This window comes from Arenibacter aquaticus (assembly GCF_003957295.1).
GTDB lineage: Bacteria > Bacteroidota > Bacteroidia > Flavobacteriales > Flavobacteriaceae > Arenibacter > Arenibacter aquaticus.
Map to the genome: position 1 here is coordinate 506,669 of NZ_RQPJ01000021.1, position 16,525 is coordinate 523,193.

The window sequence follows — 16,525 nt, forward strand, 5'->3', positions numbered from 1 at the left end:
TGGGAATTGCACCTCTTGGGGCAACATTATTTTAAGTGATTGAAATTTTGCAAGTTAGGATGAAACTTGTGTGGAATAATAAAAAATCAATACAAAAAAAATGAAACAAGCATATATAGTAAAGGCATATAGGACCGCAGTTGGAAAGGCACCAAAAGGTGTGTTCAGGTTTAAGAGAACTGATGAACTGGCTGCTGAGACCATCCACTTTATGATGAAAGAATTGCCACAACTGGACAAGAAACGTATTGATGATGTGATTGTGGGCAATGCTATGCCAGAAGGATCACAAGGGCTTAATATGGCTCGTTTAATATCCCTGATGGGGCTGAATATAGTTGATGTGCCTGGAGTTACGGTAAACAGGTTTTGCTCTTCGGGAATAGAAACCATCGGTATTGCCACTGCCAAGATCCAAACAGGGATGGCAGATTGTATCATTGCTGGAGGGGCCGAAAGTATGAGTGCCGTACCTATGACGGGATACAAGACGGAACTTAATTACGATCTGGCCAAAGCAGGTCATGAGGATTATTATTGGGGAATGGGTAATACTGCCGAGGCAGTTGCCAAACAGTTTAAAGTCTCTAGAGAGGACCAAGATGAATTTGCTTATAACTCCCATATGAAAGCTTTGAAGGCCCAGGCCGAAGACAGGTTTCAAAGTCAGATCGTACCAATAGAAGTAGAACAGACCTATGTGGATGAAAACAACAAAAAAGCCACCAGAAAGTATACGGTGAACAAGGATGAAGGGCCTAGAAAAGGGACCAGCTTGGAAGCTTTGGCAGGCCTGCGTCCTGTTTTTGCCGCAGGAGGTAGTGTTACGGCAGGTAATTCTTCCCAAATGAGTGATGGAGCCGCCTTTGTTTTGGTGATGAGCGAGGAAATGGTCAAGGAACTAAACTTGGAACCCATTGCCCGTTTGGTAAATTATGCGGTAGCTGGCGTAGAACCGCGAATTATGGGAATTGGCCCGGTGAAAGCTATACCAAAAGCATTAAAGCAGGCCGGACTAAAACAGGACGAGGTGGAGCTGATTGAATTAAATGAAGCCTTTGCATCCCAGTCCTTGGCAGTAATTAGGGAGCTAGATTTAAATAATGATATAGTCAACGTCAATGGAGGTGCAATTGCCCTTGGGCATCCTCTTGGTTGTACCGGTGCTAAACTATCGGTCCAATTATTTGACGAGATGAGAAAGAGAAATATGAAAGGTAAATACGGCATGGTTACCATGTGTGTGGGGACAGGACAAGGCGCGGCCGGAATATTCGAATTTTTAAACTAGGGTTTACCTCATTGCAGGTGCACTGAAAGACGTCCTTAATGTGCCCACTATTGCTAACTTAATATCAAGAAGAATGAAAACAGAAACAACAAAAGATATATTACGGGGAGGACAATTCCTTGTTAAAGAGACCAATTGTGAAGATATCTTTACCCCAGAAGATTTTTCTGAGGAACAAATAATGATGCGCGATTCGGTAATCGAGTTTAACGATCGTGAAATTGTAGCCAACAGGGAACGTTTTGAAGCAAAGGATTATGCTCTGACCGAAGAGGTGATGACCAAGGCAGGGGAAATGGGCTTTTTGGGCGTAGCCGTGCCCGAAGCGTATGGCGGGTTGGAAATGGGCTTTGTTTCTACCATGATCGTTTGTGAATATATATCCAGTGGAAGTGGATCTTTTAGTACCGCCTTTGGGGCCCATACGGGTATTGGGACTATGCCTATCACTCTGTATGGTACAGAGGAGCAAAAACAGAAATACGTTCCCAAATTGGCCAGTGGTGAATGGTTTGGAGCCTATTGTTTGACCGAACCGGGTGCCGGTAGTGATGCTAACTCCGGTAAGACCACCGCTACCCTATCCGAAGATGGCAAGAGCTACAAGATCAACGGACAAAAAATGTGGATTTCCAACGCGGGTTTCTGCAAATTATTTATTGTATTTGCCCGTATAGAAAATGATAAGAATATTACTGGGTTTATTGTTGAAAACGATCCGGATAACGGGATAACCCTTGGGGAAGAGGAGCACAAATTGGGAATCCGTGCCTCCTCAACAAGACAGGTGTTTTTTAATGACACGGTGGTTCCTGTGGAGAATATGTTGTCTGAGCGGGGCAATGGTTTTAAGATTGCCATGAACGCCTTAAATATTGGTCGAATCAAATTGGCCGCGGCATGCTTGGATTCACAAAGGAGAATAACAACCAATTCGATCAACTATGCCAATGAACGCAAACAATTTAAAACTGCCATAGCCAATTTTGGGGCCATTAAGTGCAAATTGGCAGAAATGGCAAGTAGTCTGTATGCCGGAGAATCTGCCTCTTACCGGGCCGCAAAAAATATTGAGGATCGTATCGCTCTGCGGATGGCAGCCGGTAACAGCCATCAGGAAGCCGAATTAAAGGGAGTAGAGGAATATGCCATTGAGTGCTCTATTTTAAAAGTAGCGGTTTCAGAAGATGTACAGAACTGCTCCGATGAAGGAATACAAATTTTTGGAGGTATGGGATTCTCGGAAGAAACTCCCATGGAGGCCGCTTGGAGAGACGCCCGTATAGCCCGTATATATGAGGGGACCAATGAAATAAATAGAATGTTGTCTGTAGGAATGTTGGTTAAGAAGGCCATGAAGGGGCATGTAGACCTATTGGGGCCTGCCACGGCTGTCGCCGATGAACTTATGGGCATTCCCTCCTTTGAAACTCCGGATTATTCCCAGTTGTTCGCAGAGGAAAAAGAGATGATCACAAAACTGAAAAAGGTATTCCTAATGGTTGCAGGTGCCGCAGTTAAGAAATACGGACCGGAATTGGACAAACATCAAATGTTGCTTTTGGCCGCCTCCAATATTTTAATAGAAGTTTATTTGGCCGAATCGGCTCTACTTAGAACAGAGAAAAATGTGAAGCGTTTTGGGGAAGATTCACAGAAAGAACAGATAGCGATGTCCCAATTGTACCTGTATAATGCAGTGGATATAGTTATAAAAAACGGAAAGGAAGCCATAGTGTCCTTTGCTGAGGGCGATGAGCAGCGCATGATGCTAATGGGATTAAAACGATTTACCAAGTATGTTAATCAGCCCAATGTAGTAGGACTAAGGAATACAATTGCCGACAAACTTACCGCTGAAGGCAAATATTGCTTTTAGAAAAATAATACACTAACTCAATTGTAGGCCTTGTAATAGGGCCAATACAAAGAACCGCACCCTTTAAGAGTGCGGTTTTTTGTGTTTATAACAGCACAACAAGACTGATGGAAACGTAAACCCTTCCTTAATAAATTAGAAGTATATGGCAAACTCCGAAAAAAACAATTTATAGCGTTAAGGTTTCGCTAAATATATTTCAGCAAACCTTGTACAAGCCCTATTTTTGCATGGGAATATGCAAAATTTTGACTATGAATAAGAACTGGGGGAAATTAATACATAACTATCTTGTAGAAATAGGTGTAGACGACAATCTTGCCGCATATCTTAACTTATTTCTACTACTTGTGGCGGTTTTGATTTTGGTGGCGTTACTGGATTTTTTTATTTGGAAGATTTTAAGGGGGCTGTCCGTTAAAATAGCGAGAAAATCGAAGACCAATTTTGACAATTTTCTAGTGGCCCATAAGGTTCCCAGATATATGGCCCACATTATTCCCCTAGTTGTCTTTGTAGAATTTATTCCTGTAATTTTTGTAGATTTTCCCTATGCTCGGGAAATTGCAGTTAAATTAATGAAGATCAGTGGTATAATACTGGCTTTGATCATTGTAAAAAATATTTTTAAAAGTGTAAACCATTATCTTAAGACCATACCACGTTTTCAGGATAAGCCTATGGACAGTTACCTACAGGTATTCATGATAATAGCTTGGGCTGTAGGATTTTTAACGGTTTTTGCCGTGCTTACCAATACAACCGTATGGAATTTTTTAACAGCACTTGGGGCTGCTTCGGCAGTTATTTTACTGATTTTTAAAGATTCAATTTTAGGCCTGGTTGCCAGCATTCAGGTCAGTATCAATGACATGGTACGTATTGGGGATTGGGTAACCTTTGAAAAATTTGGAGCGGACGGTAATATTGAAGAAATAACACTCGCCACAGTTAAGGTTCAAAACTTTGACAAGACCATCACCACCATACCTACCTATGCCTTGATATCCGATTCGTTCAAGAACTGGAGGGGAATGGAAGCCTCTGGGGGGAGGCGCATTAAACGATCTATTATAATTACCCAGAAAAGTGTTCGCTTTTTAACGGATGAGGATATTGCTTTCTTAAAGAAAGTGCAGCTTATAGCGCCCTATTTGGAATCACAGGGGCAAAAGATAGATGCCTATAACCAACAAAATGAAATTGATAAGGAATTGCCCCTAAATGGTAGGAACCTCACAAATATTGGTGTCTTTCGGAAATATGCGGAGACCTATTTAAACAATCACTCGGCCATTAATAAAAAAATGACCTTGATGGTTAGGCAATTAAGTCCCACCCCTCAGGGAATTCCTTTAGAGATTTATGCTTTTAGTGCGGATAAGCGCTGGGAGAATTACGAGTATATCACGGCTGATATCTTTGATCACCTAATGGCCGCCATTGGTTATTTTGATTTGGAGATTTTTGAACTGCCAAACAACCTGACCGCTGTTTCTCAGTAATTAAGCCTCAATAAAGATTTGATTCTATTTAGAGGCTTTAATATAGTTATCATTCCTTGGTTATAACTATTTGTGGGCCACTTCGGTATTGTATTTCCATTTCAACATTTCACTGGCTTCTGGACCAAATTTTTGCCGTATTAATTTTTGTAGTTCCCCATCGGATAGGTTACCAATTTCTTCGGGCTTGGTTTCAATCAAAAAATCTCTAAAACTATCAATGAAATCATCACCAAAATTGGCATATAGAGCTTTGGCCTTTTCGTAAAACTGGGTTTGGTACCAACCGTAATTTCGACCTTGCTTCATTATATCAAAGTAATGTTCTTCAAATTCCATTAAAGTTGTATAGTTTATCTCTCCCCAGCGATCTGCCTTGATCAGGAACATTTGGTAGGCATCCATTTGATTAAAAACCTCTTGAGTAGGTAAGTTTTTAGAGGCTCCTATTTGGCACAGATTTCCAAAGAGTTCATTAAACCACCTTCTCTGGAAGTTTCTACCAGTTCTATAAAACTGGTATAAATGTGCCAACTCGTGAAGAGAAAGTGCATCCCTATAAAATAAGTCCAAATCTATATTATTTCCCAAATGGACCTTTAAGGCTTCTAAGTTATCTTTGGGCATCTCTTTTAATCCCTGTTCCGCCCTCATGGCAATAGCCGATTTGCCAAGACCTAAGACTATATTCCCCTCGTAATAAGCTTGAGGCATTCCAGGAGGAGGTGAAAAAGCATAGTCGTTCCAATTTTCATTGTCCACAAAAAGCACAGCAAAAGCAAGGTCCTCCGAAAAAACTTTATCGTAATAAAGCTTTGCTTGTTCCAAGTTTTCTACTGTCTTTTTAATATTTTTTGGTTCCTCTTGGGTTGCATAGGTTTCAAATAATTCTGAATATCCAATATTGTATAAGCCTTCATGTTTAGATCGATCGATCCAGTCCGAATTATTCTGCTTGCAGGAGCTCATAAGGAGTAGTAGGATTGCAGTTAGGGATAGCTTCATATCTTTTATTGTATGTAACGGTTAACCGCCTCCTAGGCAGTATAAATATTTTTTATTTTCTTAAATATATTTTTTCGTTCACTTTGGTAAAGCATATCACATTGGGAATATCTTGTTCAATGTTTGCAACTGTTTTGGACCAATTGGTAGGGTCTATGTGAGTTGCAATTATTTTTTTAGGGTTCAATTTCTTTATGGGATCAGCTAGGGAAGATGTTTCCAATAACATCCAATAGGGAAGAATTACTATATCCAAATCCCGGTTGAGCAGGTTAATTTTATGAAATAGGTTATTCAATGTTTCAATATCCGTATCCCCTAGATGAAGTACATTGTATTGGTCTATTGATATTATATGGGCTATATTTTCAATATTTTTGTGTCTAGCAGGATTGGTATGGTCACAGCGGAACGATTCCACCTCTATACCCTTATGGATTACCTGATTAATATTATAACTATAGGGTACTACCTCTACCCTATCTATTAATTTCTTTTCCTTTCCTTTTGAGACTTTTTCTATTTCTTCTTTTAACTGCGCGGAACCAACCAAAATTGCCTCTGAATTATACCTTAGAAAGTCATATGTGTACTTGGGACTAAAGTGATCTTTGTGCTTATGGGTAACAAGGATCAATTCAATTTCCGAAAAGCTGGGATATTCTCCTTTTATAAGTTGCTGAACGGTTTCATGGGTTGGGTGTTCATAGATAGGTTTGTAGTTCTGATGCAATCCGTCTACCAACACAGTGTGTTGGCCAGCCTCCAATAAAACTCCCATATTCCCTATGTATGAAATTTGTAGGACATTTTCCCTATCATTACTGTTTTCTGAAATGCCAGTATTTAACGGGCTTAACGCTGTAGTTTGTGAGATTAGTGGGCAGGGATTTATCCACAGCAATATTAAAATGATCTCAATTAAGAAGTGTTTGATCATAGTCCTGTAATTTGTGTTTCAACTTCCGGTTCTTGTCCAGGGTCCCCGAAATTTGTTTAACTGCCCTTCATATACATTTGTTAATCTAAGATAATAAATATCAATTACTTATAAATGTACAGTTCTTTCGTTAGGCAATCATTGCAGGAGAATTGCCTAATTAAGCCGTATTGGTTATGTTACCTCATTCTTTAATTCCAGACCCTTGTCAAATGCCTCAATATTATTTAGTGTAGTTGTTGTTATTTGCTCCATAGCCTCCTTGGTAAAATAGGCCTGATGGGAGGTAATCAATACATTAGGGAAGCTGTTTAATCGCAAAATTTGGTCGTCCTGGATAATGCTTTCCGATAAATCCTCAAAAAAAAGATTTTCCTCCTGTTCGTAAACGTCAATTCCCAGATATCCAATTTTTTTATCGGATAGTCCCTGGATAACATCAACGGTATTGATCAGGGCTCCCCTACTGGTATTAATAACCATTACCCCATCTTTCATCAAAGCTATGGATTCTTCGTTTACCAAGTGCTTGGTCTTGGGGTTCAAGGGACAATGCAAGGATAAAATATCCGAACGTTGCAGGACTTCGTTGAGGGGCAGGTATTGTACCCCCAGTTTTACCAATTCCTCTGACTTGGTAATATCAAAGGCTACAATGTTACATCCAAAACCTTTTATGATCCTGCAAAAGGCGATACCAATTTGTCCGGTACCAATGACGCCTACAGTTTTACCGGATAGATTAAAACCGATAAGATTTTTTAAGGAGAAATTGCCCTCCCTTACCCTATTGTAAGCCTTATGTGTTTTCCTGTTTAAGGTTAAAATCAGTGCTACCGTATGCTCTGCCACGGCCTCTGGTGAATACGCCGGTACCCTTACCACCTTTATATTGTGTTTTTTTGCCGATTTAAGATCTACATTGTTATAACCGGCACAACGAAGTGCTATTAGCTTAATTCCGTTTTTGGATAATTGTTCTATGGTGTCCTTGCCAACACTGTCGTTTACAAAAACACAGACTACATCAAATCCTACTGTAAGTCCGGCTGTATGGCTATTCAGGGCTGTTTCAAAATAGGTTACACTATAGTGATGGGTATTTTCATATTTTTCAAAGTACTCTCTATCGTATGGTTTGGTGCTAAATACTCCTATTTTCATAAAGTAAAACTTAAGTGGTTATTTTTATGGTTAGCGACTTTATTAGATCAATTGTAAATAGTATGCCTATTGTTTTTGGGATTCCAGGTAGTTTTTGAAGTTGTCCAAAATGGCTTGCCACCCAGCTCTTTGCTGTTCATCTGAATGGCTGCCTTCCGCTTCAAAAGTCTCGCGAACGGTGACTTGATCTCCATTTTTTAAAAAGTCGACTCTAACACCTCTACCATCCGACATGAGATAGGTTATGCATTGGTTTTTTATGATTTTCATGTAGGTTCCAGTAAAATCAAAACCCATACTGCCGTCCTTGGCTTCCATTCTCCATGAAAATTTTCCATTGGGAACAACGTCATTTTCAGCTTTGGGACAGCACCATTCCGGCGAAGCAAAATTCCAATGAATTATATGCTCCGTATTGGTCCAGCAATCCCAAACCTTATCAACAGCTGCCGCAACAGTTGTTTCAACCACAATCGTTGTTTTATTCCCCGATCCCATTTTCTTTGAGTTAAAGTTTGGCGATTACTTTAAATAAACCGTGTTTCCTGTATTTAGAGGATGGGCTAATACAATTAATTAAACATATTTCATGGTTTAACTAATATCTCAGGTGTTCTGATGGAATTTGTACCCATTTGTATTCCATCATTTGCCCATAATCTATTAAGAACAGAACCTATATGTTTTTATTACCCCAAGATAGCAAATCTTAGAATTCGTAAAAAGTTTTGTTCAGCAGTAGTATGCGTAAATGTATAGAACAAAAATGGGTTAGAAACAAAGCCAACGCAAGGACAGGCCCAATGGCCTTCCTAACCCCTCATAGAAATGATGTGAAGGGCGGTAGAATTACTAATTCAAGTTCTTACTTGGTCCCGGCTCTTATCGTCTTTTTGCTCCAGAAAATTCCATGGCCTCGCCCTTACCAAAGCCATAACTAAAACCAAATGCTACAAAACGGCCTCTTTGACGCCTATTATAAATGTAATAGTCGGTTTGTGCAATAGCACTCTCACTTACCCTGGAGGCAAAGGCATCCCTAACGCTAAGACTTAGTACCGCCTTGCCCTTTAGGAGTTTTTTGCGAACTCCAAGATCCATAAAAAGTTGATCCTCTACCTCACTTTGCACGGTCTCGTAGCTAGATTGGTAATTACCGGTGGCTTCCAGGTCTATATCGGCCGGTAATTTTAATTTGGCCATAAGCTTGGAGGAATACTGATCTCCACTAAAATCAAAATTGGTAGACTCAAAAATTCCCTCCCTTGCAAAGGTGCTATAATTAAAATCGGCATTAAGAACCAGCCAATTAATGGGACTGTATTTGGCGTTGAATTCAACTCCGGTTGCCCTATTGGTTCCAATGTTTTCTGGTCTTACCGTATTTACATTGTCTTCAAAAGTGGAGACACGCTCAATTACATCAGTGGTGTAACGGTGGTATATACCCATGTTTATAGATGTCCTACCTAAAATATAAATACTGGTCAGCTCATAGGAGTCCGTGAATTCTGGAAGTAATTCAGGGTTTCCCTGGCGTACGCTATAATTGTTACGAATGTTGAAAAACGGATTAAGATCCCATAGTCTTGGGCGGTATATACGTTTGGAATAACCGGCTTGTAACGATATCTTTTCGGTAATCTTATAGGAGGAATGGGCACTGGGGAACAGATTGGTGTATTTTTGGCTGTTTGCCTCATTGGTATTGGTAAGCAACGTATTTAAGTCTGTCTGCTCCAAACGAACCCCCATTTTAAGCCCCCATTTTGCACCCTCATAAGAACCGGTACCGTAAAGGCCCAATACTTTTTGGTCATATTCAAATACATTGGTAAGTCCTGGGTCGTTAACATAGCTACCGTTCACCAAATTGTTTACCTCATAATCATTACTAACATCGTTAAGGACATATTGCGCCCCGGTTTCCATGGTCCATTTGTCAGAAAATGGTTTGGTGTAGTCCAGTTTAAAGGTAAATACAGATTCCTTGAAATCGGTTCTTGTCTGTTGGTTAGCATCGTTGTCCTCTCCAGAAATGGTGCTGTTTTCAAATTTGGAAGACTGGTCTTTTCCAAAAAAATTACCTAGACCACTAAAGAGAAGGGTGTGGTCCTCATGGTCTTCAAAATCCTTTTTATACTGTAGCTCGTATTGGAATTTTGGGTTGGTAGCATCCGTAACTTCGGTACGTTCCCATTCCGAAACAATATCCTCATTGGCATCTAGGGAAGTAAAACTGGTATTGGAGGGCTGGTCCTCAATTTCTAGGGCAAAGTTACCGGAGAGCGTTAGTACATTGTTTTCATTGATATAATAATCCGTTCCAAGTATAAAGTTGTAGAAGGTCTCGTTTCTAAATTCCTCTCCATAACTCAATATGGCCGTATTGTTCATTAGGTCAACATTTCTATTTTCCAGGTCGTTGGGCAATTCTCTATATCCGGCGCCAAGCTGACTAAAAAGATTGAATTTTTCGGTTCTGCGGTTCAGGCTCACTCCAACACTGTGATTGTTGGGGGCCCCTGTATTTACAGAAACGGAGCCGTTTAAACCTTTCTTCTCCTCTTTTTTAATGACGATATTGATGATACCGGAAGTACCTTCGGCATCATATTTTGCCGAGGGGTTGGTAATCACCTCTACTTTTTCTATCATATCAGCGGTAATGGTGCCCAAAGTATTGCCTTGTTCGCTGGCAATGACAGAGGGCTTTCCGTTAATCAAAATCTGTACGCCCTGGCTCCCCCTTAGACTTATCTGCCCTTCTATATCAACATTTACCGAGGGTACATTGTTTAATACTTCCAAGGCACTGGCACCGGTGGTACTCAGGTCCTTGCCTACATTAAAGACTCTTTTGTCCAGTTTAAATTCCGTTCTGGAAACCTCCCCCTGTACTACTACCTCTTCCAGTTGCTGAGTGTCCTCGGACAAACGAACAGTTCCTAGATCTATGGTTTGGCCGCGAGTAACGGGCTGCCCAAAAGATTTACTCTTAAAACCAATAAAACTCACTTCAATATAAAAATTGCTGGCCTGGGTTTCCAAAACAAAGCTTCCGTCTTCCAAGGTAGTGGTTCCCTTTATGGGTTTTTTGGTTTCGTTATCGGCAATAAGCACGGTAGCAAATTCAATGGGTCTATCCCCTGATTCTTCATATACCTTTCCAATGATTTTTACCGTTTCGTTCTGGGCGATGAGCACATCGACCTTAAAAAACAATAATGCCATAAAAAGAAAAGAAAAAAGGTGTCGGGTCATAATGATTCAATTTAGTTTGTGTACTTCAAAATTTAGAATTTTTCACCACCCAAAGTTAGTATTTTCTGTCAACGACAGAGGTTGTCCTGTAAACGACAGCTATACCTAAAAAGACGTTCACCCTATCAATTTTGTCGATGACGGTTTTTCCTTAGCTCACTGGCCATAAAAGGTTAAATTTGGATTATGGGCAAGAAACATCGACTTTTTAATAGCAATGCTACCGAAGTTTTCTTTCAGGTTTTATTGCATATTGTTTTGTTTTTGTTCTTTTCCTTTGATCGATATAAGCCCCAAGTAGAGGCATTTAAGTTGGCCGCCTTTATTAACTATGCGTTTGGGGCCCTGATCATTAATTATCTGTTACTACCCAGATTTTTTTATAAAAAGAAGTATCTGCAATTTTTTATGTCCTTATTATTCATTGTGACATGTATTATTGCTATTGAAGAATTGGTGCTGGAGAAAATTTATTACCCTGATACCAGAGGAATGCATTTTCAGGGAGTTATATATGGATTGCTGGATGTTATGCCCGTAATTATTATTCTAGTAGGGTTTAAATTTGCTTGGGATGCTTCGGTAAAACAGCGGGAGGTGGACCAACTTAGAAATTCGGTAAAAGAAAGTGAGCTACAGTTTCTAAAATCACAGATCAACCCCCATTTCCTATTCAACAACTTAAATAATCTGTATTCCTATGCCATAGCGGAATCGCCCAAAACCCCAACAATAATTTTGGAGCTCTCCTCTGTATTACGGTATATGTTGTACGATTGTAAGGAGGATTTTGTAGCCTTGTCCAAGGAATTGGAACATTTAAAAAACTTTACACAACTTAATGAGTTGCAGATTGAGGAAAGGGGAAAGGTTAACTTTATTACTGGAAATATTCCATCTGGTTATAGGATTGCTCCTTTAATTTTGTCCGTTTTTATAGAGAACGCTTTTAAACACAGCACGGCCAGTCAGTCCAAGGATATTTTCATAGACATTAGAATCAAGGTATCCAGTAAGGGGCGTTTGGAATTTAAGTGCAAGAATTCGTTCCGTGCACTGGGGAATACAGAAAAGCTTACAAAGGGTCTAGGATTGCAGAACGTTAGGAAGCGTTTGCAGATTTTGTACCCCGATGCGCATGACCTGCAGATATCGGAAAGTAATGGTTTTTATGTTGTATTTTTAGTGTTACAATTAAATACAGAGCGGGAATGATACGCTGCATTATTATAGAGGACCAGCCCCCTGCACAGCGGGTGCTTAAAAAGTTTATTGCCGATCTGGGCAATATGGAACTGAAGGCAAGCTTTACAGATGCAATACAGGCAATGGACTATCTAAAAACCGAAACTATAGATTTGATTTTTTTGGACATTCATTTACCAAAGATTTCGGGCATTGATTTTTTAAAGGCCTTAACGCAAAAACCGAATGTTATTTTGACCACTGCTTTTTCTGAATATGCCCTGGAGAGTTATGAATACGATGTGGTGGACTATCTGTTGAAACCTTTTTCATTTGAACGTTTTGTACAGGCCGTGTCCAAGCTACCACAGGCTATACCCAACAATTCCACGTCTGATGGCAGTAATGGGAAATCTTATTTGCAAGAAGTCATTTTTGTTAAATCTGGTTATGAATTGATAAAAATAGATACTTCCGATATTTATTATATACAATCCGATTCTGATTATACGGAAATAGTTACTTCGGAAAAAAAATATTTATCCCAAGAACCCCTCCGTCATTGGGAAGACCATATGGAGCGGAATAAGTTTGTTAGAATACACAAGTCCTTCATTATCAATATTACCAAAATTGATAAAATTATAGGTAATCAAGTGTATTTGCATCAAAAAATTGCCCTGCCCGTGGGTCGCGCCTACAAGGAAAATTTTATGAAATTGTTATTAATATAAAATTGGGTTATTATGAAAAAACTAAAGAAAGAAGACGTTAAACAAGAGGTGTTCGACCTTTATGATGATTACGCACATAACAGGCTAAGTAGAAGGCTGTTTTTGGATAAGCTGTCTATTTACGCTGTGGGAGGTATAACTGTACCGGCTTTACTTGGGTTTATTTCCCCTGACTATGTAAAAAAAATACAGGTTAGCCCAGACGATCCAAAATTGAAATCTGAATATATTACCTATAATTCGCCAAAGGGCGGAGGTACAATAAAGGGTTTGCTATCCAGGCCTTCGGAGACCAAGGGGAAGCTTCCGGGTATATTGGTAGTACATGAGAACCGTGGCTTAAATCCACATATAGAGGATGTAGGGAGACGGGCAGCTTTGGCGGGATTTATTTCGCTGGCACCGGATGCTCTTACTCCTTTGGGGGGCTATCCAGGCAATGATGATGATGGAAGGGAATTACAGCGCAAGCGAGATCGTGATGCCATGCTGGAAGATTTTATGGCTGCCTTTAAATACCTTAAATCACATCCGGAGTGTAGTGGTAAGGTTGGGGTAGTTGGTTTTTGTTTTGGGGGTTGGATTTCCAATATGATGGCGGTTAAATTGCCCGATCTGGGTGCAGCCGTTCCATTTTATGGCGGTCAGCCTACTGAGGATATTGAAAAGATAAAGGCGCCCCTACTGCTCCATTTTGGGGAATTGGACAAGCGTGTTAACCAAGGTTGGCCCGCATATGAAACAGCTTTAAAAGAGCATAATAAGGAATATAAGGCCTACGTATATCCCAAGGCCAATCACGGGTTCCATAATGATACTACCCCTAGATATGATAGGGATGCCGCGGAACTTGCTTGGAAGAGGACCATAGAATTTTTACGGGAGCATTTGGGGTAAGGCTTATTATGGCAACAGTTAAAACTGCACATCGCGTTTTAAAGCTCTTTATGTCTGCTAGTAATTTGGTGTAGGACATGTCTTTAATTTGAAATTACCCATTTTAATTATTGGGGTAGTATGATGTTTTTAAAAAAGAAATTTTGGTCTTGCTCTTAGAATCGTATCTTTTCGCACAAACATTAGGTCATCACTGTGATGGGACCATTATTTAGTCCTTGGATTTTTTTAAATAGTATCATATATGGGGCTTCCAGAAAAATTTATTAGTTGTGATTGGGGCACATCCAATTTTAGGCTGCGCTTGGTGCAGACTGATTCTCTAGCGGTTTTATCCGAGCATACCACCAATATGGGTATTAAAAAGCGATATCTGGCATTCCAAGCTCAAGACAACAGTTCTCAGGAGCAATTTTTTACCGATTACCTAGTACAGCAGCTCGGCAATTTGGAATTAAAAGGAGAAAAGAATCTGGTTATTATAGCTTCGGGAATGTTGTCCTCTTCCATAGGAATGCGGGAATTGCCCTATAGTCCACTGCCCCTTGACTTTCAGGGCAATGATCTTATAAGTAAATATATTAATTTGGATAATAGTCTAGATGTTATATTGGTATCCGGCGCAAAAACGAATGCTGATGTGATGCGTGGAGAAGAAACACAGGCGATAGGTATGTCTGGTCATCTTCCGAGAAAGGGAAAAGGCCTGCTTATATTACCGGGAACCCATAGCAAGCATCTTTTTTTTGATGGTGGAAAGTTTAATAGTTTTATCACTTTTATGACAGGTGAACTTTTTGAGGTTATTGGTCAACATAGTGTGTTGGCAGCTTCCTTGGAAGCTGTTAAATGGGATGCGTGCTTTAAAAACGTATTTTTGGATGGCCTTCAGAAAGGAATTGATAATAAACAAATGGCATCATTTTTTTCCATTAGGGCCAATACGCTTCTCCAGAATACCCCAGCATCTGAAAATTATTATTTTTTATCCGGACTTTTAATAGGAGGTGAATTGGCATACCTCAAAGAAAGGGATGAAACAGTTTATTTGGGGGCCACAGGTATTACCAATAGTTTGTACCAAATGGCCTTGGAAGCTGTATTGCCAGCGGAGCGTATTAAGATTTTTAGTGCCAACGTATTGGAGAAGGCTTTGTTGTTGGGTCAAAGGAAGGTATTGGCGACTTACGCAATTTAGATTTTTATTATGTTTCTTTAATGAATATCCTTTTTGATCAACCCCTACTCGTTTACAACCCCTTTAAGAATTGAACTGTAAAGGTACATCTTGGGGTTAGCTTTCACAGATAACTTTTAGTTATTGTTTAGGTTAGGCTGATTGTGCAAAATATAAGGGGACCACTATTTTGGTCCCCTTAGGTGCTTTACTCATATCATTTTTGCAATAGACAATTGTGACAAGCTGCACTATTGGGTACAGGGATATTTAACCTATACCACTTATAGCTTATGATATCACATTTAGTTTTTTGCCTACTTTTATAAAAGCCTGAATGGCTTTTTCCAAATGTTCCCTTTCATGTGCAGCCGATAACTGAACCCTTATTCTAGCCTTTCCTTTCGGTACCACAGGGAAAAAGAATCCTATGACGTAAATACCCTCGTCCAATAATGCCTTGGCAAATTCTTGGGCAACTGTAGCATCATATAACATTATGGGAACTATGGGATGGGATCCGGAAACGATGTCGAATCCGGCTTCCGACATTTGGGCACGGAAATACTTGGTGTTCTCTTCCAGTTTATCTCGCAACTGGGTAGAACCCGAAAGTATATCCAAAACCTTTAAGGTAGCCCCAACAATTGCTGGTGCCAAGGTATTGGAAAACAGATATGGACGGGAATTTTGTCTTAATATATCCACAATTTCCTTTCTCGCTGCCGTAAAGCCTCCAGAGGCTCCGCCCAATGCTTTTCCGTAAGTACCGGTAATGATATCTACCCGGTCCATTACATTGTGATATTCATGGCATCCTCTACCAGTAGGTCCTATAAACCCGGTGGAATGACATTCGTCTATCATGACCAAAGCATTATATTTATCTGCCAGGTCACATATTTTGTCTAATTGGGCTATGGTACCATCCATAGAAAAAGAGCCGTCAGTAACAATCAATTTTCGCCTGCTGCCTTCGGCCGACTTTAATTGTTCTTCCAGGTCGGACATATTGTTGTGTTTATATCTAAATCTTTTGGCCTTGCAGAGTCTAATACCGTCTATTATGGATGCATGGTTAAGTTCATCGGAAATTACGGCATCTTCCGAAGTAAGAAGGGGTTCAAACAAACCTCCGTTGGCGTCGAATGCGGCAGCATACAAAATGCAGTCTTCCATTCCCAAAAATTGAGCGGTCTTTTTTTCCAATTCTTTGTGGATATCCTGGGTGCCACAAATAAATCTTACCGAAGAAAGACCAAAACCGTGTGTTTTAATAGCCTCAATTCCGGCTTCTATAACTGCAGGATCAGCGGACAGACCCAAATAATTGTTGGCACAAAAGTTTAGCACTTCATTTTGTACAGTGGTACTTATTGAAGCTCCTTGCTTGGTGGTAATTATACGTTCGTTTTTGTAAAGGCCATTAGCTTTTATGGCTTCCAATTCCTTTATTAAATCGTTTTTTAGAGTACCGTACATAT

14 protein-coding genes are annotated in these 16,525 nt (G+C 39.9%); 8 read left to right on the top strand and 6 right to left on the bottom strand.

Features of this window, described 5'->3' with window-relative positions:
* Positions 1 to 100 precede the first annotated feature (100 nt).
* The 3 genes from EHW67_RS18070 to EHW67_RS18080 all read left to right on the top strand — a co-directional run bounded on the left by EHW67_RS18070 (position 101) and on the right by EHW67_RS18080 (position 4,675).
* Positions 101 to 1,291, top strand: a complete 1,191-nt coding sequence (locus EHW67_RS18070) for an acetyl-CoA C-acyltransferase (RefSeq protein WP_126163788.1) — start codon at positions 101 to 103, stop codon at positions 1,289 to 1,291.
* A 73-nt stretch (positions 1,292 to 1,364) separates the two neighbouring features.
* Entirely contained in the window at positions 1,365 to 3,170 is a 1,806-nt protein-coding gene (locus tag EHW67_RS18075; protein WP_126163789.1) for an acyl-CoA dehydrogenase family protein, read from the top strand.
* A gap of 254 nt (positions 3,171 to 3,424) precedes the next feature.
* Positions 3,425 to 4,675 (top strand): mechanosensitive ion channel family protein, encoded by a 1,251-nt coding sequence (locus EHW67_RS18080; RefSeq protein ID WP_126163790.1) that lies wholly within the window; start codon positions 3,425 to 3,427, stop codon positions 4,673 to 4,675.
* Positions 4,676 to 4,741: 66 nt separating this feature from the next.
* Here EHW67_RS18080 and EHW67_RS18085 read toward each other — a convergent pair whose 3' ends face one another.
* The 5 genes from EHW67_RS18085 to EHW67_RS18105 all read right to left on the bottom strand — a co-directional run bounded on the left by EHW67_RS18085 (position 4,742) and on the right by EHW67_RS18105 (position 11,018).
* Positions 4,742 to 5,680 (bottom strand): hypothetical protein, encoded by a 939-nt coding sequence (locus EHW67_RS18085; protein ID WP_126163791.1) that lies wholly within the window; start codon positions 5,678 to 5,680, stop codon positions 4,742 to 4,744.
* A gap of 52 nt (positions 5,681 to 5,732) precedes the next feature.
* Entirely contained in the window at positions 5,733 to 6,620 is an 888-nt protein-coding gene (locus EHW67_RS18090) for an MBL fold metallo-hydrolase (protein WP_126163792.1), read from the bottom strand.
* 174 nt (positions 6,621 to 6,794) lie between these two features.
* Positions 6,795 to 7,784 carry a 2-hydroxyacid dehydrogenase gene (locus EHW67_RS18095; RefSeq protein WP_126163793.1) on the bottom strand — a complete coding sequence of 330 codons (990 nt, stop codon included), beginning with the start codon at positions 7,782 to 7,784 and terminating at the stop codon, positions 6,795 to 6,797.
* Between the two features lie 66 nt (positions 7,785 to 7,850).
* Positions 7,851 to 8,282: an SRPBCC family protein gene (locus tag EHW67_RS18100; protein WP_126163794.1), complete on the bottom strand. Its 432-nt coding sequence runs from the start codon at positions 8,280 to 8,282 to the stop codon at positions 7,851 to 7,853.
* 384 nt (positions 8,283 to 8,666) lie between these two features.
* Entirely contained in the window at positions 8,667 to 11,018 is a 2,352-nt protein-coding gene (locus EHW67_RS18105; RefSeq protein WP_202912022.1) for a TonB-dependent receptor domain-containing protein, read from the bottom strand.
* On the opposite strand from EHW67_RS18105, the gene EHW67_RS21035 reads away from it, so the two are divergent.
* The 5 genes from EHW67_RS21035 to EHW67_RS18125 all read left to right on the top strand — a co-directional run bounded on the left by EHW67_RS21035 (position 10,921) and on the right by EHW67_RS18125 (position 15,062).
* Positions 10,921 to 11,157: a hypothetical protein gene (locus EHW67_RS21035; RefSeq protein ID WP_394343596.1), complete on the top strand. Its 237-nt coding sequence runs from the start codon at positions 10,921 to 10,923 to the stop codon at positions 11,155 to 11,157. The genes EHW67_RS18105 and EHW67_RS21035 overlap by 98 nt on opposite strands.
* A 77-nt stretch (positions 11,158 to 11,234) precedes the next feature.
* Positions 11,235 to 12,263, top strand: coding sequence for a sensor histidine kinase (locus EHW67_RS18110; RefSeq protein WP_126163796.1), 1,029 nt, complete (start codon positions 11,235 to 11,237; stop codon positions 12,261 to 12,263).
* A complete protein-coding gene (locus EHW67_RS18115; protein WP_126163797.1) occupies positions 12,260 to 12,967 on the top strand; it encodes a LytR/AlgR family response regulator transcription factor in 708 nt (235 codons plus the stop codon). Before EHW67_RS18110 ends, EHW67_RS18115 begins: the two co-directional genes overlap by 4 nt.
* 12 nt (positions 12,968 to 12,979) lie before the next feature.
* Positions 12,980 to 13,864 carry a dienelactone hydrolase family protein gene (locus EHW67_RS18120; protein ID WP_126163798.1) on the top strand — a complete coding sequence of 295 codons (885 nt, stop codon included), beginning with the start codon at positions 12,980 to 12,982 and terminating at the stop codon, positions 13,862 to 13,864.
* A gap of 244 nt (positions 13,865 to 14,108) precedes the next feature.
* Positions 14,109 to 15,062 (top strand): 2-dehydro-3-deoxygalactonokinase, encoded by a 954-nt coding sequence (locus EHW67_RS18125; protein ID WP_126163799.1) that lies wholly within the window; start codon positions 14,109 to 14,111, stop codon positions 15,060 to 15,062.
* 270 nt (positions 15,063 to 15,332) lie between these two features.
* On the opposite strand, the gene kbl is transcribed toward EHW67_RS18125, so the two are convergent.
* Entirely contained in the window at positions 15,333 to 16,523 is a 1,191-nt protein-coding gene (gene kbl, locus EHW67_RS18130; RefSeq protein WP_126163800.1) for a glycine C-acetyltransferase, read from the bottom strand.
* Positions 16,524 to 16,525: the final 2 nt, after the last annotated feature.